Source organism: Haloleucobacter ellipsoideus, from assembly GCF_052491725.1.
This window is the reverse complement of sequence record NZ_JBQWAR010000019.1, coordinates 79,079-104,681: the sequence shown is the minus strand read 5'-3', so window position 1 is coordinate 104,681 and position 25,603 is coordinate 79,079. Positions and strand designations below refer to the sequence as shown.

24 protein-coding genes are annotated in these 25,603 nt (G+C 62.4%); 18 read left to right on the top strand and 6 right to left on the bottom strand.

The annotated features are described in order from the left end of the window. Positions 1–7 precede the first annotated feature (7 nt). The 3 genes from ACT6QG_RS10605 (at position 8) to ACT6QG_RS10595 (ending at position 2,977) form a co-directional block, all read left to right on the top strand. Positions 8–388: a 4a-hydroxytetrahydrobiopterin dehydratase gene (locus ACT6QG_RS10605; RefSeq protein WP_444977537.1), complete on the top strand. Its 381-nt coding sequence runs from the start codon at positions 8–10 to the stop codon at positions 386–388. A gap of 233 nt (positions 389–621) precedes the next feature. Then, positions 622–2,100, top strand: coding sequence for an Asp-tRNA(Asn)/Glu-tRNA(Gln) amidotransferase subunit GatB (gatB, locus tag ACT6QG_RS10600; RefSeq protein WP_444977536.1), 1,479 nt, complete (start codon positions 622–624; stop codon positions 2,098–2,100). A gap of 277 nt (positions 2,101–2,377) precedes the next feature. Next, on the top strand, positions 2,378–2,977 hold the full coding sequence (locus ACT6QG_RS10595) for a glutathione S-transferase family protein (RefSeq protein ID WP_444977535.1): 600 nt from the start codon (positions 2,378–2,380) through the stop codon (positions 2,975–2,977). Positions 2,978–3,070: 93 nt separating this feature from the next. Here the strand turns inward: ACT6QG_RS10595 and ACT6QG_RS10590 are convergent, their stop codons facing one another. After that, positions 3,071–4,555: an aldehyde dehydrogenase gene (locus ACT6QG_RS10590; RefSeq protein WP_444977534.1), complete on the bottom strand. Its 1,485-nt coding sequence runs from the start codon at positions 4,553–4,555 to the stop codon at positions 3,071–3,073. Between the two features lie 100 nt (positions 4,556–4,655). Beyond that, the gene (locus ACT6QG_RS10585; RefSeq protein WP_444977533.1) at positions 4,656–5,018 is read right to left on the bottom strand and encodes a DMT family protein; all 363 of its coding nucleotides are present in this window, start codon (positions 5,016–5,018) and stop codon (positions 4,656–4,658) included. A 182-nt stretch (positions 5,019–5,200) separates the two neighbouring features. Here ACT6QG_RS10585 and uvrB point away from each other — a divergent pair, with 182 nt between their 5' ends. The 4 genes from uvrB (at position 5,201) to greA (ending at position 12,991) form a co-directional block, all read left to right on the top strand. Continuing rightward, on the top strand, positions 5,201–7,777 hold the full coding sequence (gene uvrB / locus ACT6QG_RS10580; protein ID WP_444977532.1) for an excinuclease ABC subunit UvrB: 2,577 nt from the start codon (positions 5,201–5,203) through the stop codon (positions 7,775–7,777). A gap of 92 nt (positions 7,778–7,869) precedes the next feature. After that, on the top strand, positions 7,870–8,424 hold the full coding sequence (locus tag ACT6QG_RS10575; RefSeq protein ID WP_444977531.1) for a DUF2478 domain-containing protein: 555 nt from the start codon (positions 7,870–7,872) through the stop codon (positions 8,422–8,424). Positions 8,425–8,883: 459 nt separating this feature from the next. Further along, positions 8,884–12,210, top strand: coding sequence for a carbamoyl-phosphate synthase large subunit (carB, locus tag ACT6QG_RS10570; protein WP_444977530.1), 3,327 nt, complete (start codon positions 8,884–8,886; stop codon positions 12,208–12,210). 307 nt (positions 12,211–12,517) lie between these two features. Then, a complete protein-coding gene (gene greA, locus ACT6QG_RS10565; protein WP_444977529.1) occupies positions 12,518–12,991 on the top strand; it encodes a transcription elongation factor GreA in 474 nt (157 codons plus the stop codon). Positions 12,992–13,048: 57 nt separating this feature from the next. Here the strand turns inward: greA and ACT6QG_RS10560 are convergent, their stop codons facing one another. Then, the gene (locus ACT6QG_RS10560) at positions 13,049–13,942 is read right to left on the bottom strand and encodes a LysR family transcriptional regulator (protein ID WP_444977528.1); all 894 of its coding nucleotides are present in this window, start codon (positions 13,940–13,942) and stop codon (positions 13,049–13,051) included. A gap of 164 nt (positions 13,943–14,106) precedes the next feature. Between ACT6QG_RS10560 and ACT6QG_RS10555 the strand changes: the two genes are divergently transcribed. From ACT6QG_RS10555 to ACT6QG_RS10545, 3 genes are all read left to right on the top strand, one after another. Next, entirely contained in the window at positions 14,107–14,541 is a 435-nt protein-coding gene (locus ACT6QG_RS10555; RefSeq protein WP_444977527.1) for a CidA/LrgA family protein, read from the top strand. Further along, complete coding sequence (locus ACT6QG_RS10550) at positions 14,528–15,226, top strand: LrgB family protein (protein ID WP_444977526.1); 699 nt, start codon at positions 14,528–14,530, stop codon at positions 15,224–15,226. The genes ACT6QG_RS10555 and ACT6QG_RS10550 overlap by 14 nt, the downstream gene beginning before the upstream one ends. Positions 15,227–15,350: 124 nt before the next feature. Continuing rightward, positions 15,351–15,563 carry a DUF2842 domain-containing protein gene (locus ACT6QG_RS10545; RefSeq protein ID WP_444977525.1) on the top strand — a complete coding sequence of 71 codons (213 nt, stop codon included), beginning with the start codon at positions 15,351–15,353 and terminating at the stop codon, positions 15,561–15,563. 58 nt (positions 15,564–15,621) lie between these two features. Here ACT6QG_RS10545 and ACT6QG_RS10540 read toward each other — a convergent pair whose 3' ends face one another. Together ACT6QG_RS10540 and ACT6QG_RS10535 are read right to left on the bottom strand one after the other, a co-directional pair. Next, the gene (locus ACT6QG_RS10540; RefSeq protein ID WP_444977524.1) at positions 15,622–17,172 is read right to left on the bottom strand and encodes a P-loop NTPase family protein; all 1,551 of its coding nucleotides are present in this window, start codon (positions 17,170–17,172) and stop codon (positions 15,622–15,624) included. A 99-nt stretch (positions 17,173–17,271) separates the two neighbouring features. After that, on the bottom strand, positions 17,272–18,090 hold the full coding sequence (locus ACT6QG_RS10535; RefSeq protein ID WP_444977790.1) for an enoyl-CoA hydratase: 819 nt from the start codon (positions 18,088–18,090) through the stop codon (positions 17,272–17,274). Between the two features lie 202 nt (positions 18,091–18,292). On the opposite strand from ACT6QG_RS10535, the gene ACT6QG_RS10530 reads away from it, so the two are divergent. The 3 genes from ACT6QG_RS10530 (at position 18,293) to rpsI (ending at position 20,614) form a co-directional block, all read left to right on the top strand. Continuing rightward, complete coding sequence (locus ACT6QG_RS10530; protein WP_444977523.1) at positions 18,293–19,456, top strand: GGDEF domain-containing protein; 1,164 nt, start codon at positions 18,293–18,295, stop codon at positions 19,454–19,456. Positions 19,457–19,670: 214 nt separating this feature from the next. Continuing rightward, the gene (rplM, locus tag ACT6QG_RS10525) at positions 19,671–20,132 is read left to right on the top strand and encodes a 50S ribosomal protein L13 (RefSeq protein ID WP_444977522.1); all 462 of its coding nucleotides are present in this window, start codon (positions 19,671–19,673) and stop codon (positions 20,130–20,132) included. A gap of 2 nt (positions 20,133–20,134) precedes the next feature. Further along, positions 20,135–20,614, top strand: coding sequence for a 30S ribosomal protein S9 (gene rpsI, locus ACT6QG_RS10520; protein ID WP_444977521.1), 480 nt, complete (start codon positions 20,135–20,137; stop codon positions 20,612–20,614). Between the two features lie 71 nt (positions 20,615–20,685). Here rpsI and ACT6QG_RS10515 read toward each other — a convergent pair whose 3' ends face one another. After that, positions 20,686–20,919, bottom strand: coding sequence for a hypothetical protein (locus ACT6QG_RS10515; protein WP_444977520.1), 234 nt, complete (start codon positions 20,917–20,919; stop codon positions 20,686–20,688). Between the two features lie 497 nt (positions 20,920–21,416). Between ACT6QG_RS10515 and hemP the strand changes: the two genes are divergently transcribed. From hemP to ACT6QG_RS10490, 5 genes are all read left to right on the top strand, one after another. Continuing rightward, complete coding sequence (hemP, locus tag ACT6QG_RS10510) at positions 21,417–21,647, top strand: hemin uptake protein HemP (RefSeq protein WP_444977519.1); 231 nt, start codon at positions 21,417–21,419, stop codon at positions 21,645–21,647. 177 nt (positions 21,648–21,824) lie between these two features. Further along, the gene (locus tag ACT6QG_RS10505; protein ID WP_444977518.1) at positions 21,825–23,600 is read left to right on the top strand and encodes an ArnT family glycosyltransferase; all 1,776 of its coding nucleotides are present in this window, start codon (positions 21,825–21,827) and stop codon (positions 23,598–23,600) included. Then, the gene (locus ACT6QG_RS10500; RefSeq protein ID WP_444977517.1) at positions 23,597–24,502 is read left to right on the top strand and encodes a phosphatase PAP2 family protein; all 906 of its coding nucleotides are present in this window, start codon (positions 23,597–23,599) and stop codon (positions 24,500–24,502) included. The genes ACT6QG_RS10505 and ACT6QG_RS10500 overlap by 4 nt, the downstream gene beginning before the upstream one ends. Next, positions 24,499–25,254: a glycosyltransferase family 2 protein gene (locus ACT6QG_RS10495; RefSeq protein ID WP_444977516.1), complete on the top strand. Its 756-nt coding sequence runs from the start codon at positions 24,499–24,501 to the stop codon at positions 25,252–25,254. Before ACT6QG_RS10500 ends, ACT6QG_RS10495 begins: the two co-directional genes overlap by 4 nt. Then, on the top strand, positions 25,247–25,576 hold the full coding sequence (locus ACT6QG_RS10490) for a lipid-A-disaccharide synthase N-terminal domain-containing protein (RefSeq protein ID WP_444977789.1): 330 nt from the start codon (positions 25,247–25,249) through the stop codon (positions 25,574–25,576). Before ACT6QG_RS10495 ends, ACT6QG_RS10490 begins: the two co-directional genes overlap by 8 nt. Positions 25,577–25,603: the final 27 nt, after the last annotated feature.

The window sequence follows — 25,603 nt, the reverse complement described above, 5'->3', positions numbered from 1 at the left end:
CACGCCGATGACCACTGAATGCAACACGCCACTTCCGGCCTTTGAAATAGAGCGACGGCTTCGGGCCGAGCTGCCATGCTGGCATCTGGAGGATGGCTGCCTGCGCCGCACCTATCGCACCGGAGACTGGAACGCCACGCTGATGGTGGTGAATGCCATCGGGCATCTGGCGGAGGCTGCATGGCACCACCCGGAGCTGTCCGTTTCCTATGGCCGGGTTGGGGTGCGGTTGCGGACCATTGATGCCGGCGGCATCACCGCGCAGGATTTTCTTCTGGCCCGCAAGATTGATGATGTCGTCCTCTGGCGTCCGTCTGGAACGGGTGAGGCGCCCGTGCCGGGGCTGGCGATGGATCAGTCGCGAATCGTCCATGCCATTCACGGCTGAGAGGCACGGGAAGGGGTCTTGCGCCTTTGGGTCGCACGCATTTGGAGCGCCGCATTGCTGCGGCGCTTTTTGCATGGGGGGCCTGTAATCCTGTGGTTTGACGCCCCTTATTCTCCCCAGAGCCGGCACGCAGTGGTGATTGCCGCGCCCCCGAGGTTGCCAGTGCATGCTTTGGGGGAGTAGGTGACAGGCAGGATATGCGGCGCAAGGCCGCCAGATGGAACAGGACGACGATGACGCTTCAGATGCGGCCCGCCGATGCCAAAAAGCTCATTTCCGGTGCAACTGGCGACTGGGAGGTGGTGATCGGCATGGAGGTGCATGCCCAGGTCGCTTCCCGGGCCAAGCTTTTCTCCGGTGCTTCCACCGCTTTCGGTGGTGAGCCGAATGATCATGTCTCGCTGGTGGATGCCGCCATGCCGGGCATGCTCCCGGTCATCAACAAGGAGTGCGTGGCGCAGGCCGTGCGCACCGGGCTGGGCCTGAAGGCGCAGATCAATCTCACCTCGGTTTTCGACCGGAAGAACTATTTCTACCCGGACCTGCCGCAGGGCTACCAGATCAGCCAGTTCCAGCAGCCCGTCGTGGGCGAGGGGCAGGTGGTGGTGGATCTGCCGGATGGCGAGAGCATCACCGTGGGCATCGAGCGCCTGCATCTGGAACAGGATGCCGGCAAGTCGATCCATGATCTCTCCCCCACCCAGAGCTTCGTGGACCTGAACCGCTCCGGCGTGGCGCTGATGGAAATCGTCTCGCGCCCGGACATCCGCTCCTCCGAGGAAGCCAAGGCCTATGTGACCAAGCTGCGCACCATTCTGCGCTATCTTGGCACCTGCGATGGCGACATGGAGAAGGGCAATCTGCGGGCAGACGTCAATGTCTCCGTGCGTCGCCCGGGTGAGGAACTGGGGACGCGCTGCGAGATCAAGAACGTCAACTCCATCCGCTTCATCGGTCAGGCAATCGAGGTTGAGGCCCGTCGCCAGATCGAGATTCTGGAGGATGGTGGCAAGATTGATCAGGAAACGCGCCTGTTCGATCCGAACAAGGGCGAGACCCGCTCCATGCGCTCCAAGGAAGAGGCGCATGACTACCGCTATTTCCCTGACCCTGACCTGCTACCGCTGGTCATGACCGCGGAGTTTGTCGAGGAGATCAAGGCGCATCTGCCGGAACTGCCGGATGAGAAGAAGGCCCGCTTCATCGCCGATTATGGCCTGAGCGCCTATGATGCCGGCGTGCTGGTGGCCGAACGTGAATCCGCCGATTATTACGAGGCCGTGGCGAAGGGGCGCGATGGCAAGGCTGCCGCGAACTTCATCATCAATGAGCTGTTCGGCCGCCTGAACAAGGAGGGGAAGGATCTCTCCACCTCTCCGGTCTCTCCGGAGCAGATCGGCGCCATCATTGATCTGGTCGCTGAGGGCATCATCTCGTCCAAGATCGCCAAGGATCTGTTCGAGATCATTTTCACCGAGGGTGGAGACCCGCGCCAGGTGGTTGAAGAGCGCGGGATGAAGCAGGTGACGGATACGGGCGCCATCGAGAAGGTGGTGGACGAGATCATCGCCGCCAACCCGGACAAGGTTGCCCAGGTGCAGGCCAAGCCCACCATGCTGGGCTGGTTTGTGGGGCAGGCGATGAAGGCTTCCGGTGGCAAGGCCAACCCGAAGACGCTGAACGACATTCTGAAGGCCAAGCTTGGCGTCTGATGTCGCGCTCCGCCGCCCGCGCAAGCGGCGCAACATATGCAGGGCCATCCCGCAAGGGGTGGCCTTTTGCATGGGGCAATGCTCCAAAAGGGGTGAACAGCGTTCGGCCGGCAGTATATTGGAGCTAGGCGTAAACGGGGGCAGACATTAGACTTCCGTAGTCCATCCGTCAGTCCACGCCTGTTCGGGGCGAGGGCCGTTTCATTGCCCTGAATGGCTGTTTTTCTCACATGGGCGCAGTTCACGGCGCTCCAAATGCTCTAGCGCGGGTCAAGACATGCTGCTTCGCACTTCTCCCACATCGCCTTTTGTCCGCAAGGTCCGTCTGGCTGCTGCCGTGCTCGGCATTCCGCTTGAGCTGGAAGTGGCGGATACGCTGGACCCGAATGATACGCTGCGCCAGCAGAACCCGCTCGGCAAGATTCCTTTGCTCATCACCGATGATGGCGAGGCGGTTTATGATTCCCGCGTCATCATCGCCTATCTGGATCAGCTTGCAGGGGGCGGACAGCTTGTTCCGAACGCACCCAAGGCGCGTATCGATGTGCTGCGCGCGGAGGCTCTGGCCGATGGCATGATGGATGCCGGCGTGCTGCTGCTTTATGAAGGCCGCTTCCGCCCGCAGGAGAAGTTCGAGAAGGCCTGGCTGGATCATCAGTCCGCCAAGGTGGAGCGTGCGCTTGCCTATCTGGAGGCGCACCCCCTGCCGGAGCATGAGCAGATCAATGTGGCGGACATTTCGCTCGCCTGCGCGCTGGGCTTCTTCGATTTCCGGTTCGAGGGCAAATGGCGGGAAGGCCACCCCGGCCTTGTGGCGTGGCAGACCCGTTTCGCCGCCCGCTGCCCTTCCTTCGAGGAGACTGCCCCCAGGCTCTGAGCAGCTGCGCCAGCGCATCCGCCTCGGCAATCGGGAAAACAGGCGCGTGGCCCGCTCAACCGGGTCGCCCGCCTTCTGTTTGTGGGGATGGACTTACAGGCGGGTCCACACAGTCTTGAGGTCTGAATATTTTTCCAGCGCGTGGAGGGACTTGTCCCGCCCGAAGCCGGATTGCTTCATGCCGCCAAAGGGGGTGGTGATGTCATCGGCATCAAAGCAGTTCACATAGACGATGCCCGCCTTGAAGCGCCGCGCCACCTTGTGCGCGGCGGCCAGATCCGCACTCCAGATAGAGGCGCCAAGGCCGTAAATCGTGCCATTGGCAATCTCCACAGCCTCATCAAGCCCATCAAAGCCGATGACGGAAAGCACGGGGCCGAAGATCTCCTGTTGGGCAAGGGCGGAGGAGGGGCACACATCATCCAGAATGGTGGGAGCCACAAAGGCGCCGCCTGTTTCTTCCCGCACCGCCGCACCGCCCGTCACCAGCCGTGCGCCATCCTTCTGTCCCTGGGCGATGGCGGCAAGAATGCGTTGCTGATGCTCCCGGCTCACCACGGCCCCGGCCCGCGCGGCAGGATCAAGCGGATCGCCGGGCATCCATTGCGTTGCAAGGGCGGCAATCCGTGCCACCAGATCCGCCCGGATGCGATTGTCCACCAGCAGGCGGGAGGCGGCCGTGCACATTTCTCCCTGATTGAAGAAGATGCCACCCGCCACGGCTTCCGCAACGGCATCGAGATCCGGCACATCGTGCGCCACCACAAAGGCTGTCTTGCCGCCGCACTCCAGATGGACACGCTTCAGATTGCTCTGCGCGGAATAGCCCATGAACAGCTTGCCGACTTCGGTGGAGCCAGTGAAGGCGATGGCGTCCACATCCATATGCAGGCCCAGCGCTTGCCCAGCCTCTTCGCCAAGCCCGGGCACCACATTGAACACACCGGCCGGAATGCCGGCTTCATGGGCCAGTTCCGCAAGGCGTAAGGCGGTGAGGGGGGATTGCTCCGCCGGCTTCAGCACCACGCTGTTGCCCATGGCCAGCGCCGGAGCCACCTTCCAGGCTGCCATCACCATGGGAAAGTTCCATGGGGTGACACAGGCCACCACGCCCACCGGCTCGCGCAGCACGAGCGCGAGCTGGTCTGGGGTGGTGGGGGCCACTTCCCCATAAATCTTGTCGCAGCACTCGCCATAATAGGCGAAGCAATCGGCTGCCGCGCGCGCGTCAATGCGCAGGGCATCGGTGATCGGCTTGCCCATGTTCAGGGTTTCGGTAAGGGCGAGTTCCTCCCGATGGGCTCGAATCAGCTCGGCAAAGCGCAGGAGGGTGCGCTTGCGGTCCACCGGGCGCAGGCTGGCCCAGCGGCCCTCCTCGAAAGCGCGGCGGGCGGCGGTCACCGCCCGGTCGACATCGACGGCATCACAGGCGGAGACCTCGGCCAGCAGGGCGCCCGTGGCCGGGTTCTCGGCCCTGAATGTACGCCCCGACATGGCGGGAACGAAGGCTCCGTCGATGAAGGCCAGAGTGCGAAAACTGGGCAGGGGCTGGGCAGAGGGGGCCACCATCTTTGTCATGAGCCGGTTCCGTTCTGGCAGGAGGCGAGATGGCCCGCACGTTCGCGCGGGGCTGCCCGGGCGTCAAGCTCAGCCCGCCGTGCCGGACAGGTCCGGATGCTCAGAATTCATGGAAGATGAAATAGGCGCCACCGGCGATGAGGCTGAAGCCGACCAGATGGTTCCAGCCCAGCGGCTCCTTCAGATACAGAACGGAGAACACCGCGAAGACCGAGAGGGTGATCACCTCCTGAATGGTCTTGAGCTGTGCGGCCGAGTAGACCTCGGAACCGATACGGTTGGCGGGCACTGCCATGCAATATTCAAAAAAGGCGATGCCCCAGCTCACCAGAATGACGAGCAGCAGCGGTGCGCTCTTGAATTTCAGATGTCCGTACCATGCGAAGGTCATGAACACATTGGAGAGCAACAGCAGGACGAAGGGGGCGATTTGCGGGGACAGAAAAGAGCCGAGATTGAACATGCTTGCATGCCGGTTCGGGGAGCGCCCACAGGCGGGCGGCTCCGTCTGCCGTAGCGATGAACCGGGAATGGGGCGGATGCAAGTACTGCGGTGGAAGCCATTGCTCAGGAGGGCGGGCACACATGCATGGATGATGCGCCGAGGGGCTTCCCCCGCCTCGTTTCCATGCCCATATTGGGCGCATGGCCAAAGCATCCCGTCCCGGCAAGCTGGGTGAGCGTTCCCAGCGACATTTCGAGCCCGCACCCGAACAGGTGCTGGACCCCGCCCTTGCACAATCACTCGGGCTGGACCCGAAGGATCTGACCCTCAGCACGGCATCGTCCGGGGCCTCGGCGACGGTCGCCGCCCTGTCGAGCCTGATCGAGAATGGCCGGCCGGAAGTGGACGGGCAGGTGTGGGTGCCCCATCGCCCTGTTCGGCCGGAAAAGTCCGAAGGCGGGGTGAGCTTCACGCTGAAAAGCGAGTTCGAGCCTTCCGGTGACCAGCCGGCCGCCATCGCCGAACTGTGCGCGCAGGCGCGCGCAGGCGAGCGCGATCAGGTGCTTCTGGGCGTGACGGGCTCGGGCAAGACCTTCACCATGGCCAAGGTGATCGAGACGCTCCAGCGCCCGGCCATCATTCTGGCCCCGAACAAGACACTGGCGGCGCAGCTTTACGGGGAGTTCAAGAGCTTCTTTCCCGACAATGCGGTGGAATATTTCGTTTCCTACTACGATTATTACCAGCCCGAAGCCTATGTGCCCCGCACGGATACCTATATCGAGAAGGAATCCTCCACCAACGAGCAGATCGACCGCATGCGCCATGCGGCGACCCGTGCGCTGCTGGAGCGGGATGATGTGATCATCGTCGCCTCGGTTTCCTGCATTTACGGTATCGGCTCGGTCGAAACCTATTCGGCCATGACCTTCGACATCAAGGTGGGCGAGCGGCTGGACCAGCGCCAGCTTCTGGCTGATCTGGTCGCCCTGCAATACAAGCGCATTCAGGCCGATTTCGCTCGCGGCACCTTCCGTGTGCGGGGCGATGTGATCGAGATCTTCCCGGCCCACTATGAGGACCGGGCCTGGCGTGTTTCGCTGTTTGGCGATGAGGTGGAGAGCATCGCCGAGTTCGATCCGCTCACCGGCCAGAAGAGTGGAGACATGAAGAGCGTGCGCGTTTACGCCGCCTCGCACTATGTCACGCCGCGCCCCACGCTCATTCAGGCCATCAGCGGCATCAAGGCCGAGCTGAAGATGCGGCTGGAGGAGCTCTATGCCATGGGGCGCCTGCTGGAAGCCCAGAGGCTGGAGCAGCGTACCCGCTATGATCTGGAAATGATGGAGGCCACCGGGGCCTGCGCGGGCATCGAGAACTATTCGCGCTGGCTCACCGGCCGCAAGCCGGGCGAGCCGCCGCCGACCCTGTTTGAATACATCCCCGACAATGCCCTCGTTTTCATTGATGAGAGCCATGTGACCGTGCCGCAGATCGGCGCCATGTATCGTGGCGACTTCCGCCGCAAGGCGACACTGGCGGAATATGGCTTCCGTCTGCCGAGCTGCATGGATAACCGCCCGCTGCGGTTCGAGGAGTGGGAGGCGATGCGCCCGCAAACGGTGCATGTCTCGGCCACGCCCGGCCCTTGGGAGATGGAGCAGGCGGGTGGCGTGTTCGTGGAGCAGGTTATCCGCCCCACCGGGCTGGTCGATCCGCCTGTCGAGGTGCGCCCGGCGCGCACCCAGGTGGATGATCTGCTGGGCGAGGTGCGCGCTGCTGCCGCCAATGGCTATCGCACGCTCGTCACCGTGCTCACCAAGCGCATGGCCGAGGATCTGACCGAATATCTGCACGAGAATGGCGTGCGTGTGCGCTACATGCACTCCGATATCGACACCATCGAGCGCATCGAGATCATCCGGGACCTGCGGCTGGGAGCCTTCGATGTGCTCATCGGCATCAACCTGCTGCGCGAGGGGCTGGATATTCCCGAGTGCGGGCTGGTGGCGATTCTGGATGCGGACAAGGAAGGCTTCCTGCGTTCCGAAACCTCGCTGGTGCAGACCATTGGCCGCGCGGCGCGAAATGTGGATGGGCGCGTCATTCTCTATGCCGACCGGATCACCGGTTCCATGGAGCGCGCCATGGCGGAAACCACCCGCCGCCGTGAGAAGCAGATGGCCTACAATGCCGAGCATGGCATCACGCCGGCCTCGGTGAAGAAGAATATCGGCGACATTCTCAACTCCGTCTATGAGCGGGACCATGTGCAGGTGGATACCGGCCTGATGGAGGAGGGGGCGGCCTTCGGGCACAACCTCAAGACTGTCATCGCCGATCTGGAAAAACGCATGCGCGCGGCCGCGGCGGATCTGGATTTCGAAACCGCAGCCCGTCTGCGCGATGAAATCCGCCGGCTGGAGGCCACCGAACTGGCGGTGGCCGATGATCCGCTGGCCCGGCAGGAGGCGGTGGAGGACAAGGCCGGAGGCTTCAAGGGCGCGCGCAAATATGGTCGCGCCGCCAATCTGCCGCCAAAGGCCGGGGCGCGGAAGGGGGCGGGCCGGAAGGCCGATGAGGATGAGGAAGGCATGGGAGAGGAGCAGGCCGCATATTCGGCCCCCCGCACCCGTCCCCACAAGCCCTCTCTGGATGATATGGGGCCGGGCTCCGACCGGGTCGTGCCTCTGGCGGAGGACATGTTCCGCCCCGGCCCGAAGCCTGATCCCAAAACGAAGGGCTACCGGAAGGGCGGGCGCAGGACACGCTCATGACAGGGCGGTCCGGGTTCGGTTTTTTGTGGAAACTATATTCGTTTGAATATAGCTTTCTGGCCGGATGAGGGGCCAGGATTGAAGGCTGTGTCATGATGGATGAGGTAAACCGACCTGCCGTCCTTGCCGTTCAGGGTGGGGATCGCGAAGTCATCCAGTCCTTGCTGATGGCGGCGGCGGAACGTTTCCGCGCCTCTGGCGTGCATGTGATCGGCTCGGTGGAACATATTCCGCCGGGCATCGCCCATAAGGCCGTCACACTCGTGGATCTGGTGAGCGGGGATCAGCACCCCCTGCATCAGGATCTCGGAGCGGGCGCGGCCGGGTGCAGCCTCAATCCTGAGGGGCTGGCAAATGCCTGCGCGCAGGTGGAGGCCGCGATTGCCCGGCGCCTGTCACAGGGCGGCACCGCGGCGGATACTGTGGTGATCCTTTCAAAATTCGGCCGGGAAGAGGCGGAGGGGCGTGGCTTCACGACCGCCTTTTATGCCGCGATCTCTGGCGGCCTCTCCGTGCTCACCTCCCTTTCGCCGAAGGTGAAGGGAGAGTGGGAGGGATTCGTGGGCGATATGGCGCAGGTCGTGCGCTCGGATCTGGGCGAGGTGGATGCCTGGTGGAATCCGGGCGGCATGGCGCAGGCGGGGTAGGTGAGCGAATCGTCTCCGGCCCGGGCCACCTTCTTCTTCCCGTTATGGCATGCGAGGGCATATCGGCCGCGTTCACATGGCAGTGAGGTGCAAAAGCCATGCTCATGATACGCGTTCAGGCTTTCCGCCATGTGCCGTGAGCATGCCGGCCCGCCCACAGATGGAAGAAGTGGCGGTTCTGGTGCGTAAAGCTGCGGAAGGTGCTTCCGTCTCCGGAAATTATGGTCTAAGGAAGCGGATTAAGTGGGCCGGCCCGCGGATTTTCTGCGCGATGCAACAGGTTCCGCATCGTATCCGTCAAGCCGTGGCGGACCCAATGCCTCATGGGGGCGCGTGATCCGCGGCCCTTTTTTTGCGCCTCGTGCATGATCCCTCATGCACGGCGGATGGCGGGTGGTGCATTGCGCCGAGAGCGTGATGAGCCGAGCGCCCAAGAGAGAGCCAGAGCGCCGAAGAGCGATGCCGAAACGCACAGATCTCGAAACCATCCTCATCATTGGCGCCGGCCCGATTGTGATCGGACAGGCGTGCGAATTCGACTATTCCGGCACCCAGGCGGTGAAGGCGCTGAAGGAAGAGGGGTACCGGGTTGTCCTGGTCAACTCGAACCCGGCGACCATCATGACCGACCCGGACATGGCGGATGCAACCTATATCGAGCCGATCACGGCCGAGATCGTCACAAAGATCATCGAGAAGGAGCGGGGCGATCGCTCGAAGGGCTTCGCCATTCTGCCCACCATGGGTGGCCAGACCGCTCTGAACTGTGCCCTCTCCCTTCAGAAGATGGGTACGCTCGAAAAATATGATGTCGAGATGATCGGCGCGACCGCCGAGGCTATCGACAAGGCGGAAGACCGCGAGCTGTTCCGCGAAGCCATGACCAAGATTGGTCTGGAGACGCCGAAGTCCCGCCATATCAAGACGCTGGCTCAGGCGCTGGACGCGCTGGAAGAGGTGGGCCTGCCCGCCATCATCCGCCCCAGCTTCACCATGGGCGGCACGGGCGGCGGCATTGCCTATAACAAGGCCGAGTTCATCGAGATCATCGAGCGCGGCATTGATGCTTCCCCCACCAATGAGGTGCTGGTGGAAGAGAGCGTGCTGGGCTGGAAGGAGTATGAGATGGAGGTCGTCCGCGACAAGGCGGACAACTGCATCATCGTCTGCTCCATCGAGAATCTCGACCCGATGGGCGTCCATACGGGCGATTCCATCACTGTCGCGCCGGCCCTGACGCTGACCGACAAGGAATACCAGATCATGCGCGATGCATCGCTTGCGGTGCTGCGCGAGATCGGCGTGGAGACCGGCGGCTCGAACGTGCAGTTCGCCGTGAACCCGGAAGATGGCCGCCTCATCGTCATCGAGATGAACCCGCGCGTGTCGCGCTCCTCGGCGCTGGCCTCCAAGGCCACGGGCTTCCCCATCGCCAAGGTGGCGGCGCGTCTGGCTGTGGGCTACACGCTGGATGAAATCGAGAATGACATCACCGGCGGCGCGACCCCGGCGTCCTTCGAGCCGACCATCGACTATGTGGTGACGAAGATCCCGCGCTTCGCCTTCGAGAAGTTCCCGGGTGCCGATCCTGTGCTGACCACGGCCATGAAGTCCGTGGGCGAGGCAATGGCCATTGGCCGCACCTTCCAGGAATCGCTTCAGAAGGCCCTGCGCTCGCTCGAAACCGGCCTGACCGGTCTCGATGATATCGAGATCGAGGGGCTGGGGCAGGGCGATGACAAGAACGCCATCCGCGCCGCTCTTGGCACCCCCACGCCGGATCGCCTGCTCTATGTGGCGCAGGCCATGCGTCTTGGCGTGCCGAACGAGCGTATTCACAGCATCTGCAAGATCGACCCTTGGTTCCTGAACCAGATCCGCGAGATCGTCGATGCCGAGGAGAAGGTGCGCCGTCTGGGCCTGCCGCAGACAGCGGGCCAGTTCCGCCATCTGAAGAGCATGGGCTTTTCCGATGCGCGTCTGGCCAGCCTTGCTGGCAAGAGCGAGGCCGAGGTGCGCACCACGCGCCGTGATCTGGATGTGCATCCGGTTTACAAGCGCATTGATACCTGCGCCGCCGAGTTCGCCTCGCCCACCGCTTACATGTATTCCACCTATGAGACCCCGTTTGCCGGTGCGCTGGCGGATGAGGCGCGGCCTTCGGACCGCGAGAAGGTCATCATTCTGGGTGGCGGCCCGAACCGGATCGGGCAGGGGATCGAGTTCGACTATTGCTGCTGCCATGCGGCCTTTGCCCTCAAGGAAGTGGGCTATGAGGCCATCATGGTCAACTGCAACCCGGAGACGGTCTCGACCGACTATGACACCTCCGACCGGCTCTATTTCGAGCCGCTGACTGCCGAGGATGTGCTGGAGCTGATCGAGCGCGAGCGCACCAATGGCACGGTCAAGGGCGTTATCGTGCAGTTTGGCGGGCAGACCCCGCTCAAGCTCGCCAAGGCGCTGGAAGAGGCCAATATCCCGATCCTCGGCACATCGCCGGATGCGATCGACCTTGCCGAAGACCGCGACCGTTTCAAGCATCTGCTGGAGCGGCTGAACATTCGCCAGCCGGCCAATGGCATCGCCTATTCGGTGGAGCAGGCGCGCCTTGTGGTGGCGGAGCTGGGCTTCCCCATGGTGGTGCGCCCCTCCTATGTGCTGGGCGGTCGCGCCATGCAGATCCTGCATGATGAAACCCAGCTCAATGACTATCTGATGGACACCCTGCCGGGCCTCGTGCCGCAGGAGGTGAAGGCCCGCTACCCCAACGACAAGACGGGGCAGATCAACACCGTTCTGGGCAAGAACCCGCTGCTGTTCGACCGCTATCTCTCGGACGCCATCGAGGTGGACGTGGATGCGTTGTGCGATGGCAAGGATGTGTTCGTTGCCGGCATCATGGAGCATATCGAGGAGGCGGGTATCCATTCGGGTGACAGCGCCTGTTCGCTGCCGCCCTATTCGCTGAGCGATGAGGTCATCACCGAGCTGAAGCAGCAGACCGCAGCCATGGCTCTGGCCCTAGGTGTGGGCGGGCTGATGAACGTGCAGTACGCCATCAAGGGCGACGAGATCTATGTGCTGGAAGTGAACCCGCGCGCCTCGCGCACGGTGCCCTTCGTGGCCAAGGTGGTGGGCAAGCCCTTCGCCAAGATCGCCGCCCGCGTCATGGCAGGCGAGAAGCTGGAGAGCTTCCACCTGAAGTGGGAGCGCCTCAGGCATATCGCCGTGAAGGAGGCCGTCTTCCCCTTCGCCCGTTTCCCCGGTGTGGATACGGTGCTCGGCCCGGAGATGCGCTCCACCGGCGAGGTGATGGGGCTGGATACCGATTTCGGCGTGGCCTTCGCCAAGAGCCAGCTGGGCGGCGGCACCAAGGTGCCCAAGTCCGGCACGGTGTTCGTCTCGCTTCGCGATGAGGACAAGATCCGCATCCTGCCCTCCATCAAGATGCTGGAGAAGCTGGGCTTCAAGGTGATCGCCACTTCCGGCACCCAGCGCTTCCTGGCGGAGCACGGGGTGGAAGCGGCGAAGATCAACAAGGTGCTTGAGGGCCGTCCGCATATTGTGGACGCCATCAAGAATGGTGAGGTGCAGCTGGTGTTCAACACCACGGACGGCGCGCAGGCCCTTGCGGACAGCCGCTCCCTGCGCCGTGCGGCCCTCTTGCAGAAAGTGCCGTATTACACCACCTTGTCAGGAGCCGTTGCGGCAGCGCAGGGGATCAATGCCTATGTGGGCGGAGATCTGAAGGTGCGTCCCTTGCAGGACTACTTCCACGCATGATGCTGCTTCCAGCCTGCCCTTCCGGCAGGCTGGGCTGGCAGAAGGGAGATGGGGTCAAGGCCCTCTCCCCGATGCCTGAACGGCATGTCCACGGCGCGCGGTTGCCCCGGCATCGCGCGCCTTCGCTATATCTTGACCTCTGTTCATTCGGGGGCATGCGGCCGGTTCCCGTGCGGGAATGGCCGCAGGGGGCGGATGTGGCGTCGCGAGGTGGAGGGAGCCCTTCACCCTCACGGTATTTTCAGCCGCTGGCATCCATATGGGTGGCTGGCGCGTTGAGCATTTTCAGGAGGTCTTGAAAGGACCCATGGAGAAGATTCCCATGACCGCCGCGGGCCATGCCGCCCTCGAGCAGGAACTCAAGCAGCGCCAGCAGGTGGAGCGGCCGCGGATCATCAATGCCATTTCCGAGGCGCGTGCCCATGGCGATCTTTCGGAAAATGCCGAATATCACGCGGCAAAAGAGCAGCAGTCCCTGAATGAGGGCCGGATCGCGGAACTCGAGGACAAGCTCGCCCGTGCCGAGGTGATCGACGTTTCCAAGCTGTCGGGTGATGTGGTGAAGTTTGGCGCCACCGTCACGCTGGTGGACGAGGATACGGATGAGGAAAAGACCTGGCAGATTGTGGGAGACAGCGAGGCGAATGCCTCTGATGGCCGCATCTCCATTTCCTCGCCGCTGGCCCGCGCGCTGATTGGGAAGAAGGCGGGCGCCTCCATCGAGGTGGTGACCCCCAAGGGCGCGCGCTCTTTCGAGATCCTGACTGTTCGCTGGATCTGATTCCGGCATTCTGATCCATTTCCGGGCAGGGTTCATCCCGTGCCCGGAAATGCCCTTTCAGGGCACGGGCTGGCCGCCATAGAATTCGCGGGAAATTTCCAGCCAGGCACGGGCAGCGTGCGAGAGATAGCTGCCTTTTCGCCAGACCATCGCCATGTCCCATGCCGTATGCGGCTCATCCAGCAGGACGAGCGAGACCGCGGGCGTGCGTCTCTGCTCGGCAATGGTGCGGGGCAGGAAGCCGATGCCCAGTTGCGCGCCAGCCAGCTCCACGATGAAATCCACCTGCCCGCTGCGGGCGGCGATGGTGGGCGTGAAGCCATTCCGGGCGCAGGCATTCATCAAGATGGCATTGAGCGCGAAGCCGCTCTCGAACAGCACGAAGGGTGTATCCTTCAGCATCGCGATATTCACGCGCTGCATCTGTGCCAGCGGATGGTTCCTGGACAGCACAACCATCAAGGGCTCGCACCGGATCGGCCGGGTCTCCAGCTCATCCGTTGTCGGCAGGAGGGATGCGGCCAGCTCCACCTCGCCGGAGAGGACGGTTTCCTCCAGACGCTTTGAGCCCTGTTCTGTCAGGCGGATTTCGATGCCGGGATAGCGGGCGCGAAACACCACGAACATGGGTGCAAAAAGGGTGCTGCCTCCAAGGGGCGGCAGGCCCAGACGCAGGGTGCCTGTCTTCAGGCTGCGCAGGTCCGCAAGTTCTGCCAGCAGATCATCGCGCTCCTTCAGCATGGTGAGTGCCCGCCGGTAGACGATCTCGCCCGCCGTGGTCAGGACGCTGCGATGGCCGATCCGCTCCAGCAATGGCACGCCAAGTTCATCTTCAAGCTGTTTCACGGCCTTGGAGATGGTGGGTTGGGTGGCGAAGATGACCTTTGCGGCGTTCGAGAATCCTCCCTGACGCACCACTTCCACAAAGGCCCGCAATGTCCGCAGTTCCATGTCTATTCCGATATGGAATGGTTTGAATGCAGTCAATTTATTTTCATAATAGAAAGGGCGGGTCTATCCTGTCGGCAGGACAGGCGTTCTGACGCCGGATCTTTCCCAGCCCCGATGAACACAGCACCATGATCATTCCGCCCGCACCAGAGCCGACACCTCCCATGGAACCCCGTCACAAGGCATGGCAAAGGCTTGTCGGCCGCCTGAAGGTTGTTTTCTGGCGTTCCCGCCTGTTGCAGATCGGAACGCTGATTGCCTTCTGGGCATTCGGCACGGGCGTTGTGATGTGGCTGGAGCTGCCGGTGCCCGGGGGGATTATCGGCCTTGCCATGGTTCTCGTGCTGCTGGCGCTGGGGTGGCTGCGCCTGCGTCTGGTGCGGCGAGGGGCCTACTGGCTGTTGGGCGAAATGCTCCTGTTCTTCGCCCCTGCCATGGTGGTGGTGCTGGATCACCCGGAATTTGCCGGTCTGGTCGGGCTCAAGGTGATTTTCGTGATCATTGCGGGAACTGTCATGGTCATGGCCGGAACCGCACTGACGGTGGACCTGTTCCTGCGCTGGCGCATGAGGAGGGCGATGCGTCATGTGGATGCGTGATCCCATATTGGGGACCATCTTCTGGTCATCCGTGACCATTGGCTGCTATTATCTGGCGCGTCTGGTCTATCGGCGGGTGCCAAATCCCTGGCTTTCCCCCTTGCTCACCATGCCGGTGGGGGTGTTGCTCATCGCCATGCTCCTGCAGGCCGGATACGCCGAATACAGTCGCAGCACGCACTGGCTCATCCTGATGATGGGGCCGGCCACGGTGGCTTTCGCCGTGCCGATCTATGAGCAGCGCACCCTCATCTACCGGCACTGGCCGGCGCTCATGCTGGGTGTTCTGGTGGGCAGCGCGATTTCCATGGCCACCGTTTTTGCACTGGGCTCCTGGCTGGGACTTTCCGATGTGATGCGCATGAGCATGATGCCGCGTTCCACATCCACGCCCTTTGCCATGTCCATTGCCGGCCATCTGGGTGGCATACCGGATCTGGCCGCAGCCTTTGTCGCCATCACCGGCGTGTGTGGCGCGATCCTTGGCGAGGTCATCATCAAGTTTCTGCCCCTTCAGACCTCCACCGCCCGCGGCGCATTGCTGGGCATGGGGGCCCATGGCGCGGGTGTCGCCAAGGCGCATCAGGTGGGGCGGGAGGAGGGGTCCGTCGCAGGGCTTGTGATGGTGCTGGCCGGCCTGTTCAATGTTCTCATGGCCCCGCTTCTGGCGCATGTGATGATTTGAGCCGGGTAGGGGGCACCATTTGCATGGCCCTGAAAGAGATTTCATTATAGATGCTGCATCATCACCACAGTATGCGGGCTGGCTGAAAGCCCGCGCCGGAGAGCAGCAGGGAAAGAGTGCCGCCATGAGACAGCGCGTCCGCAAATTGATCGGCACGGTTCTGATGCTGGCACTGGTGGTGGTCTGGGCACTTTCCGCCATGGCTTTCGCGCAGGGGCGTGTGACGACCCTGGCGGTTGGCTGGCAGGTGCTGTGCTATATCCTGCTGGGGGTGCTGTGGATCATTCCCGCAGGCTTTCTCATCAGCTGGATGGAGCGCCCGGACAAGCGGGCCTGAAGCCGCGCTCCGCCCGGACGTCAGTCCGCCATTCTTCGGATGACGGGGAAGGTGGGCCTCAGGCGGCGCGAACCAGATCCGGATAGGGCCAGCCCGGGCCATAATGGGTAACGAGAGCGGGCAAACCCGGCCGGCCCCCTGAAACGACATCGAGCGAGGGCAGGGGCAACCCATCCATCACCGGGCTCTCTTCCTCAGACTCTGTCGCCAGACGCACGATGACGACCGGGGAAAGATGCCGGGCTGTCAGGGCCTCGCACTGCTCCACGGCAGATATGGCCGGCATCTGCGCGCCCAGAACACACAGGGTGACAGGATTCAGTGCCTGCATGGGGGCCGGTATGTCCCCGATTTCGGGCATGAACACCACCACATGCTCATAGGCCTGGCGCAGCACATCCAGCAGGGTGCACAGGCGGCGTTCCTGCCCGGCAGACAGGGGCATGGATTGCGGGAGGCCTGCCCGGATCACATGCGCCCGCGACTTCACATCGCGATGAATCACCTGTGTGAAATCAGCCTGCTCAGCCAGCACATCGTGCAGCCCCTCATTGCAGGGGGGAAGGGCGATGACCTCGGCAAGGGAGGGGACATCTTCCACGAACACCATCACCACATCCGCGCTCTCCGCACGCTGGCGGGCGAACTGGAGCGCGCAATGGCCTGCCTCATGAACATCGCCATGGGCTGTGAAGAGGGAGAGGCTGCCCATGGTCTGGGCGCCCTCCGTGGCGGGCAGGCGCGTTTCGATGCGCGCAACGGCAGCATCCAGAGGCACGCCTTCCCCGGCTCCATTATCCACCCAGATGACACGACGGGGAGTGTTGACCTCCCGCGGCAGATCATCCGGATCGACAAAACCATGCACCACCGGCTCCATTCTGGCGCGCCGGTGGCGGGCGAAGGCCAGTGCACCCCCGCCAAAGGCCAGAAGCAGCAGAATGAGCGGTGAGGGCAGTTCCGGCATCCAGGAGCTGCTGGCCATCGTCTCGCGGCGCATGGTGGGCAAGGGCAGGTGATGCTGGGCGCTGGCCTGGGCGCGGATAGTGGAATCCAGCTCCAGAACCGCATTGATATAGGCATCCGCCACCCTCTGGGCGAGAGCCGGGCTTGGTGCCTGAACCGTGATGTCGAGTCCGCGTCCACCCTGTGTGGGTGTGGCGCTGAGCGATGTGCGCAGATTACGCGCGGCGTCATCCGCATCGCTCGGCGCGGATGTGGGGAACAGGGGCACAAGGGCATTGGAGGCCAGCCGGGAAACATCTTCCGCGCTCAGGCGGCGTATCGCTTCCTGCGCCAGTTCGCGGGAGCCGATGAGCTGCGCCATGCCATTTACAATAGCCGCCGGGGGCTGGGCGCCCACCTCGAACATGAGGCGCGATTCCGCCTCGAAGCGCAGGGGAAGCATGCTGAGCGCTGTCGCGGCAGCCAGCGCAAGCCATGGCGTTGCGCGGGCTGCCGCCCATTTGCGGCCAGTATCCAGCACCGTGGACAGGCCCGCCTCGCAGGCTCCTGCAAAACGGCGCACATGCGTGTTCCCGGCAAGGGAGGTGCCGGAAAGGGGGGCGCGCTGCTCTTCGTTGCGCTCGTTGACGACGGCTGGGGCCATGTTCGCCCTCATTGTCTATGGCCCCGCGCAATGCTGGAGCCTGAGCCGTCAGGAAACTACGATTATGGTTTAGAGATAGTTAAGATCGTTACACCCTCTTTACCTGTCTTCCCATTGCGGAGTGCGGCGGGCGAGGACCGCGCCTATGCCTTCATCTGCATCGCGGGCCAGCATGTTGGTGGTCATGACTTCCGAGGCATAGGCATAGGCATCATCCAGCCCCATTTCCGCCTGGGCATAGAATGCCGCCTTACCGAGGCGGACAGGCACCCGGGACTTGCCCGCGATCTGTGCCGCAAGGCCCTGCGCTGTACCAAGGGCGGAGCCCGCCTCGACGACACGATTCACAAGACCCATGCGCGCGGCATCCTCGGCCAGCACCCATTCTCCCAGCAGCAGCATTTCCATGGCATGCTTGGGCGCGACATTTCGGCTCAGCGCCACCATCGGCGTATGGCAGAACAGGCCGATATTCACGCCAGGCGTACAGAAGCGCGCCTGTGCACCGGCTACCGCCAGATCACAGCTGGCCACAAGCTGGCAGCCGGCGGCCGTCGCCATGCCCTCAACCGCCGCAATGACAGGCTGGGGCAGACGCACAATCGCCTTCATCAGGGCCGAGCACCGCTCCAGCGTCTGCGCAAAATAGGCGCGCCCCCGGTCCGCATCGCCGCGATGGGCCTGTATTTCCTTGAGATCATGCCCCGCCGAGAAGACAGGTCCTTCGGCTGTCAGCACCACCGCACGCACCTCTTCCATGCCGGAGACCTGTTCGAGGCGTTGCGAGAAAGAGGCCATCATCGCCTCGGAGAGGCTGTTGCGCTGTGCGGGGCGCGAGAGGGTGAGCGTTGCCACCCCTGCCTCGACGTGCAGTGCCACCGGGGTTTCATCAGCCATCTGGTCCTGAGGGGTTGTCATCATCGCTCCTGCGTTTCCTCTGGTTTGTGGCATTGTACCTTTCCATGCTGTCAGGTCGAGCCGGGTGCGGTAAAAGGGAGCCAATCCGCCCGCGCGAGGGTAAAACCTTGCCGTTCACGGATCTGTCGTATTAATCGGCAGCCTGAGATCGCCTTTTGGGAGCGAAAGGGCGGAGCGGGGCGCATGCGTGCGTGTGACAGACATGATTGATATTTCCACCGTGGTTCTGTGGAACGGGGTCGCGCTGATCCTGACAGGCGCGCTTTTTCTGCTTTACTGGACATGGCAGAAGCGTTCGGCAGACCTGTTCTGGTGGTATCTGCCCTTTCTGTTCGGGCTGCTGGCGGCTTTCTCTGTCGCGCTGCGCCCTTATTTTTCGCCCTTCTGGGTGGAGTCCAGCGATGCACTGCTGCTGATTCTGGCTTATGGCGCATTGTGGCAGGCTGCGCGGGTATTCCATCACCGTGATGGCGTCATGGTGCCCGTGGTGGTGGCAACCGCTTTCTGGCTGCTTGCTTCCGTTCTGCTGACAGCTGTCTCAAACGGCCCTTATATCGATGTGCTCCTGCAGGGCGGGATGATCACCGTTTTCAATTGCGCGGCTGCTTATGAGTTCTGGCTGGGGCGTGATGGTGAGCGTCTGCCCTCCCGTACAGCCCTTGTGGTCATTCTTGTCCTGAATGCCGTGTTCCAGGCCACCATCCACCTGTTCGCACCGCTTCTGCCCGCACCGCTCGGCATGCGGGCGATCGAGGCATGGGCGGTGATCATCTATAATGTGGAGGTGCTGTTCCTGGCCCTTTCCATTACGATGTTGATCATTGCATTGACGCGGGAAAGGGTGGCCGAGGTCTATCACCGGCTTGCCATTCACGATCCGCTGACAGGGCTCCTGAACCGGCTGACATTCGACAACCATCTGTCGGAAGCTGCCGAGGGGGACGGGAAGCCATATGCCCTGCTCGCGATCGATATCGACCATTTCAAGAAGGTGAATGACACCTACGGCCATCATGTGGGGGATGCCGTTCTGGTGCAGGCGGCGCGCACCATTGAGCATGGATTGCGGCATAGTGACAGGCTCTATCGCTTTGGCGGCGAGGAGTTCGTTTGCCTGCTGCCGGGTGCCGGGCTGGAGGCGGCGAAGGCCGTGGCGGAGCGTATCCGCAAGAGCGTGGCCGAAACCGTGACCCTGGTGCGGGAAGGGGAGGTGCGGTTCACGGTTTCCATCGGGGTCGCCGCCTCGCCGGATGGCGCACGGGCGCGCGAGGCGGTGATGGCGGATGCGGATGCCGCCCTCTATCTGGCCAAGCAGCGGGGGCGGAACCGGGTGGAGATCGCGGTTTTTGACATGGCCGCAGCCTGAGGCGGCACACAAGCTGGCCCAAAGCGATGAAATTCAGGTCGCATTTTTGTGGTTATATAATACCTATTTTATAAGTATCTGATTTTATTGATTCTTTTCATGACTTGTGGCGTTGACGTTGCGCGGGCTCTCCATTACAAGCCAGCTCCATCGTCGGCTTGGCATGTGGCTTCTCCACAGGCTCCTGTCGGCATCTCAATCGGAAACGACCTCCATGAAGACTTATTCGGCCAAGCCTGCCGAAATCGAGAAGAAGTGGGTGGTGATCGATGCAAGCGGCCTCGTTGTCGGCCGTCTCGCCTCCATCATTGCCATGCGCCTGAAGGGCAAGCATCTGCCCATCTATACCCCCCACGTCGATTGCGGTGACAATGTCATCGTCGTGAACGCGGACAAGGTTGTGCTCACTGGCCGCAAGCGCGACCAGAAGGTGTACTACCACCACACCGGCTATGCGGGCGGCATCAAGGAGCGTTCCGCGAAGTTCATTCTCGAAGGCCGCTTCCCTGAGCGCGTCCTCGAGAAGGCGGTGGAGCGCATGCTCGCTCGTGGCCCGCTGGGTCGCAAGATCATGGGCAACCTGCGCGTCTACAAGGGTGCCGAGCACCCGCATGAGGCTCAGCAGCCGACTGTGCTCGATGTCGCTGCCCTCAATCGCAAGAACGTGAGGAACTGAGTATGGCTGAAGTTCTCCAGTCCCTCGACGCTCTGGCCGAGGTGAAGGTTTCTGCCGAGGCAGCCGCTCCCGTTCATGTCCAGAAGCTGGACAAGTATGGCCGCGCCTATGCCACCGGCAAGCGCAAGGATGCCGTGGCCCGCGTGTGGGTTCGTCCCGGCACCGGCAAGGTCACCGTGAACGATCGCGATATCGAAGTGTATTTCGCCCGTCCGGTGCTGCGTCTCATCATCAACCAGCCTTTCCAGGTTGCGGCCCGCGAAGGCCAGTATGACGTGATCTGCACCGTTTCCGGTGGTGGTCTGTCCGGTCAGGCCGGCGCGCTGCGTCACGGCATTTCCCGTGCGCTGACCTTCTATGAGCCGGAGCTGCGCAGCCCGCTCAAGAAGGCAGGCTTCCTGACCCGCGACAGCCGCGTTGTCGAGCGCAAGAAGTACGGTCGCGCCAAGGCACGTCGTTCGTTCCAGTTCTCCAAGCGCTGATTTTTCAGCTCTATCGGACAAAAGAAAACGGCGGGGATTTCCCCGCCGTTTTTTGTTTCTGCATTCCGTCCTCAGTAGCTTGGCAAATTGCCAACGCCTGGCAGGGGGTCCCAGCGGCCATCCACTGTCGGGTCACCGGGAGGGCCGGAATCATAGCCCGCATTGAAATCGGGCGGATAGGCATAGTTCTCGTTCTCGCCAACGCCGGGAGAAACATCCGGCCGGATGGGGGCGCCCGGGCCGGGGTCCAGATAATTGCCCTGCGGGATGACGGGGAGCTGGATGATCTGTGGTGTTGTGATCACCACATGGGGCCTGGAGCCTTGCGCGAGGCTCGCGCTGGAAAAGATGCCCAGGCCAACCGCCAGAATAGCGGCGCCGCAGCACCCTGATCCCATTGAAACTTTAAGCATGACGATTGCCTCACGCCTGATTGAGTGGGCCATAAGTGCCCTGCTGTCTTGAAGCATGTTCGCTCAAGAGTGTGAAGGGTCTTGCGGACACGAATCCCGATGGCTTGCATTTAGGCTTTATGAGGGGCGGCTGAAATGGGGCATGGTCGAAGACCGGTTCACTCCGGGTCTCTCCGCATTCTTTCATGCTTCAATCTCCAGTTTACGCCCGGTAACCTCTCGCCCTGCAACGCACATGGAATGTAAGGTTGCAGCATCGTGATGAGTTGATGGATCTATTTTTGTGTATTATGGGTCCATACATTAGTCTGAGAAAGAATGTAATCATTCCAATTATTGGGGTGGATCACATCTTCAGGCGTCATAGATTTAATTTGGAATAATTTAAGATGACGTATCAGAAGGATGGCGAGGCCGGCCTGTCTTCCGCATTGAAGGATATTGATGACATCTCCGGCTTCCTGGAATCGGATGGCTGCTGCCGGGTCATACCCATGGTTGATGATCGGCTGGACAGTCGGGATCTGTTCGCGGCCGGTCGTCTTATTACTATTGCCCATGGAGAGCAGACCTATCAGTTGCGACTCACGGCGCAGAACAAGCTGATCCTGACGAAATAGGGATCGGCCCACTAGCCGGCCGGAATCCGCGCGGCCGGCAGAGGCGGTTTGCCTGCGGAAGCAGGAGGATATGGGGCCTGCATGCAGTGATATTGCCACTGTCATGGCCCCAGCCCTTTTCGCCGCGAATGTTTCTGTTATTGTCCGCGCGAAATTTGACCGGATCCGATCAGAAGCATGCCCATTTCAGAGCCCGCCCCTTCCGTGGGCCGGACGTTTGCCACCTCACTGGCCTCAAGTCTCTCTCGTCTGGTGGGCTGGGCAGCGGGCAGTCATGGGCGCGCCTCTTTCCTGCTTGTGGTCGTTTGCCTTCTGGCTTTTCTGCCCGGCTTCTTCTCCATTCCGCCGATTGACCGCGATGAATCCCGCTTCGCGCAGGCCACCAAGCAGATGCTGGAGAGCGGCAACTATGTGGATATCCGCTTCCAGGAAGAGGCGCGCCACAAGAAGCCCATCGGCATTCACTGGCTTCAGGTGGCCTCTGTGCGGGCGGGTGAGGCGATCAGCGGGCCGGATGCGCGCACATCCATCTATTATTACAGGCTGCCCTCGCTTCTGGCCGCCATTGGCGTGGTGCTGCTGACCTATTGGACAGCGCTGGTTTTCGTCGCGCGAAGGGGGGCTGTTCTGGCGGCGCTCCTGATGGCAAGCTGTGTCCTGCTGGGCGTGGAGGCGCGTCTGGCCAAGACGGATGCGGTTCTGGTCTTCACCATTCTTGCCGCCTTCGGTGCTTTGGCGCGGGTCTATATGGCACCGCGAGAACAACTGGGGGGCTGGAGGCTTCCGGCGATTTTCTGGACAGCCATGGGCGCGGGCATTCTGGTCAAAGGGCCGATGGCGCCGCTTTTTGTCGGCATAACCGTGCTGGTGCTGGTGGTGATCGAGCGTTCGGCCGGTTTCCTGAAGTCCCTGAAGCCTCTGCCGGGTCTTGTCTGGTGCCTGCTTCTGGTGCTGCCCTGGTTTGTCGCCATTTATTATGTCACCGATGGCGCCTTCTATCAGCATGCCGTGGGCGTCGACATGCTGGGGAAGGTGACTGAAGGGCAGGAGGGGCATGGCGCCCCGCCCGGAACCTATCTTGTTGCCGTTTGGGGCACCTACTGGCCCGGCATTGTGCTGGCTGTTCTGGCGGCCCCGTTCGCCTGGCGCGCGCGCCGCGAGAAGCCGATGCGCTTTTTGCTCGCATGGCTGGTGCCGACCTGGATCGTCTTTGAAATTGCCGCAACCAAGCTGCCGCATTATGTGCTGCCGCTCTACCCCGCCATGGCCATCCTCATCGCGCTGGCGATGGAGCGCGAGGCGCTTGCGGGGCTACAGGGCCGCCTGAAGGGTGTGGTGTGGCTTTGGCCGGTTCTCGGCATTCTGCTCTCTCTGGGGCTGGGGGCCGGGGCTATCTGGCTTGGGGAGAGTCTGTCCTGGGCCGTCTGGCCGCTTCTGGTTCTGGCGGTCATCCTGCTGGTTCTGGCCGCGCGGGTTTATCCGCGGGTGGGGGCGGAAGGCGCGTTTCTCACGGCCATATGCGGGGCGCTGGTTCTTTATTTCACGGTCTATCAGCTCATTTTTCCGCAGATCCGCTCCATCTGGATCTCGGACCGCATCGCCGCCATTGTGCAGGAGAGCGGCTGCCCGGTGGAGAATGTGGCCTCGTTCCCCTATCGGGAGCCGAGCCTTGTCTTCCTTACGGGCACCGGCATCCAGTATATCGACCCCATCAAGGCGGCCGATCTGCTCAAGAAGGAAGGCTGCGCGCTGGCCTTCATCGGCGATAATCTGGATGAGGTGTTCCAGATGTGGGCCGGGAAGATCGATCTGAAATTCACCCGCGTGAATGAGGTGAAGGGCCTTGCCTATAATGGCGGCAAGGCCGTGACCATTCATGTCTATCGCTCCGATGAGAAGCCTTTGCCACCGGTTGACGTGCCGTCGCCATCTGCCGGGGAGGCCGTGCCGTGAGTGTGCAGACAGGGCCCGAACATCAGTCAGGCTTGCGCCGTCTGGCCGATGATGCCACGCAGGTGGTGTCAGACCTGTTCGCCGGGCTGGTTTATCTCTGGCGGCGGCCGGTGCATTCGCCCCGCCCACGCATCGGCTTTACGGGTCCGGTGGAGGTGCTGGGGCTGGTCGTGCTGGCGGCGGGTGTGATCGTCACCTGCATGCTGCTGGTTGATCCGCTGGTGATTGGCCTGCGCCTGCGTCTGCCGGAATGGCTGGTTGTGCTGTCGGAACGGCTGACGGATCTTGGTCTGGGCAGTGTGGTGCTCTGGCCTATCGGCCTGTTCATTCTCTATGTGCTGGCCGCCCGCCTGAAGCTTCATGGCATGTACCGGCTTGTGGCCTCCAGCGTGTTTGCCCGTGCCGGCTTTCTGTTTCTGGCCGTGGCCCCGGTGGGGCTGGGTGTGGCCCTTGTGAAATATACGATTGGTCGCGCACGGCCGCATGTGGCCCTGCACCTGCCCGGCCCGAATGCGCATCTGACCTTTGACTGGCCCGTGTGGAATGCCAGTTATGCGTCATTTCCCTCAGGCCATTCCACAACGGTGTTCGCGGCGGCAGTTGCATTTGGCGCGCTTTTTCCCAAAGTGCGCTGGCCGTTGATTGCTCTGGCCATTCTTGTGGCATCCACACGGGTGACACTGAATGCCCATTATCCAAGTGATGTGATCGCGGGGGCGGTCGTTGCAACCTTATATGTGCTGTGGTTGGTGAAGGCCTTCGCGGCGCGCCGCGTTGTTTTCGCCGTGGATGGCGAGGGTTATGCCGTGCCCATGGCGGGGCCTTCTGCCCGGCGGCTGTGCTGCCTTCTGCCGGGTGCGGGCCGCAGCACTTCTGTTCCTCCTGAAGAGACGAAACCGTGATTTCTGCAGACAAGAGCGCCGCTGTTCCGCGGCTGTCCGTCATCATCTCTGTGAAGGATGAAGAAGAGAACATCGCGCCCCTCATTGATGAGATCGATGCGGCGCTCTCGTTCGAGCCGTTCGAGCTGATCTTTGTTGATGACGGTTCCACGGATGGCACCCTGGCGGAGCTGAAAAAGGCTGCCGCCACGCGTCCCTATCTGCGCATCATCCGCCATGCCCATGCCTGCGGGAAATCTGCGGGGGTGGAAACAGGGGTGTGGGAAGCGCGTGGGGAGCTGCTGCTGCATCTGGACGGAGATGGGCAGAACAACCCGGCCTATCTAGCGGAGATGGTGCGGGTGATGGATGCTGCCGGCCCGCAGGTGGGCATGGTGCAGGGGGAGCGGCAGGGCCGGAAGGATACCGGCTTCAAGCGTTTTCAGTCCCGCCTTGCCAACCGGGTGCGGCGGTTCATGCTGAATGACGGGACGAAGGATACCGGCTGCGGGCTGAAGGTGGTGCGTCGCGCCGCCCAGCAGCGCATGCCGATGTTTGATGGCCAGCATCGCTTCATGACCTCCCTGCTGCGGCGTGAGGGGTATGAGATCCTGACCGTGAAGGTGGTGGACCGGGAGCGCTGGCACGGCACCTCCAAATATGGCTTCTGGAACCGGCTCGGGGTCGGTATTCTGGACCTGTTCGGCGTGTGGTGGCTGGTGCACCGGCGCAAGCTGCCAAAGATTGTGGAGCGCTTCCCCGATGCTGGTTGATATCGCGCGCTCTGTGGGGGACTACCTGCACGATGTCTTCGTCGCGCAGTTCGATGGCTGGATGATTCTGGGCTTTGTGGCCCAGTTCATGTTCACCATGCGCTTTGTGGTGCAGTGGGTGGCCAGTGAGCGGGCCCAGCGCTCGGTCATCCCCTTCGCCTTCTGGACCTTCTCTCTCGGGGGCGGCACGCTGCTGCTGATCTATGCGATCTATCGCCGGGATCCGGTCTTCATTGCCGGGCAGGCGCTCTCCACCTTCATCTATATCCGCAATCTCCAGTTCGCCCTGCGAGAGCGCCGTGCCAAGCGGGCGGTGACCTGAAGGCCGCAAACACTGCGAGTTGGCCTA

What these genes read in the sequence shown, in the direction of transcription:
- ACT6QG_RS10605 (WP_444977537.1), top strand. Translation starts at nt 8, where the DNA reads ATGACCACTGAATGCAACACGCCACTTCCGGCCTTTGAAATAGAGCGA.
- ACT6QG_RS10545 (WP_444977525.1), top strand. Translation starts at nt 15,351, where the DNA reads ATGAGACAGCGCGTCCGCAAATTGATCGGCACGGTTCTGATGCTGGCA.
- gatB (WP_444977536.1), top strand. Translation starts at nt 622, where the DNA reads ATGACGCTTCAGATGCGGCCCGCCGATGCCAAAAAGCTCATTTCCGGT.
- rplM (WP_444977522.1), top strand. Translation starts at nt 19,671, where the DNA reads ATGAAGACTTATTCGGCCAAGCCTGCCGAAATCGAGAAGAAGTGGGTG.
- ACT6QG_RS10560 (WP_444977528.1), bottom strand. Translation starts at nt 13,942, where the DNA reads ATGGAACTGCGGACATTGCGGGCCTTTGTGGAAGTGGTGCGTCAGGGA.
- ACT6QG_RS10595 (WP_444977535.1), top strand. Translation starts at nt 2,378, where the DNA reads ATGCTGCTTCGCACTTCTCCCACATCGCCTTTTGTCCGCAAGGTCCGT.
- hemP (WP_444977519.1), top strand. Translation starts at nt 21,417, where the DNA reads ATGACGTATCAGAAGGATGGCGAGGCCGGCCTGTCTTCCGCATTGAAG.
- ACT6QG_RS10535 (WP_444977790.1), bottom strand. Translation starts at nt 18,090, where the DNA reads ATGACAACCCCTCAGGACCAGATGGCTGATGAAACCCCGGTGGCACTG.
- ACT6QG_RS10575 (WP_444977531.1), top strand. Translation starts at nt 7,870, where the DNA reads ATGATGGATGAGGTAAACCGACCTGCCGTCCTTGCCGTTCAGGGTGGG.
- ACT6QG_RS10530 (WP_444977523.1), top strand. Translation starts at nt 18,293, where the DNA reads ATGATTGATATTTCCACCGTGGTTCTGTGGAACGGGGTCGCGCTGATC.
- ACT6QG_RS10590 (WP_444977534.1), bottom strand. Translation starts at nt 4,555, where the DNA reads ATGACAAAGATGGTGGCCCCCTCTGCCCAGCCCCTGCCCAGTTTTCGC.
- ACT6QG_RS10505 (WP_444977518.1), top strand. Translation starts at nt 21,825, where the DNA reads ATGCCCATTTCAGAGCCCGCCCCTTCCGTGGGCCGGACGTTTGCCACC.
- carB (WP_444977530.1), top strand. Translation starts at nt 8,884, where the DNA reads ATGCCGAAACGCACAGATCTCGAAACCATCCTCATCATTGGCGCCGGC.
- rpsI (WP_444977521.1), top strand. Translation starts at nt 20,135, where the DNA reads ATGGCTGAAGTTCTCCAGTCCCTCGACGCTCTGGCCGAGGTGAAGGTT.
- uvrB (WP_444977532.1), top strand. Translation starts at nt 5,201, where the DNA reads ATGGCCAAAGCATCCCGTCCCGGCAAGCTGGGTGAGCGTTCCCAGCGA.
- ACT6QG_RS10550 (WP_444977526.1), top strand. Translation starts at nt 14,528, where the DNA reads ATGTGGATGCGTGATCCCATATTGGGGACCATCTTCTGGTCATCCGTG.
- ACT6QG_RS10555 (WP_444977527.1), top strand. Translation starts at nt 14,107, where the DNA reads ATGGAACCCCGTCACAAGGCATGGCAAAGGCTTGTCGGCCGCCTGAAG.
- greA (WP_444977529.1), top strand. Translation starts at nt 12,518, where the DNA reads ATGGAGAAGATTCCCATGACCGCCGCGGGCCATGCCGCCCTCGAGCAG.
- ACT6QG_RS10585 (WP_444977533.1), bottom strand. Translation starts at nt 5,018, where the DNA reads ATGTTCAATCTCGGCTCTTTTCTGTCCCCGCAAATCGCCCCCTTCGTC.
- ACT6QG_RS10540 (WP_444977524.1), bottom strand. Translation starts at nt 17,172, where the DNA reads ATGGCCCCAGCCGTCGTCAACGAGCGCAACGAAGAGCAGCGCGCCCCC.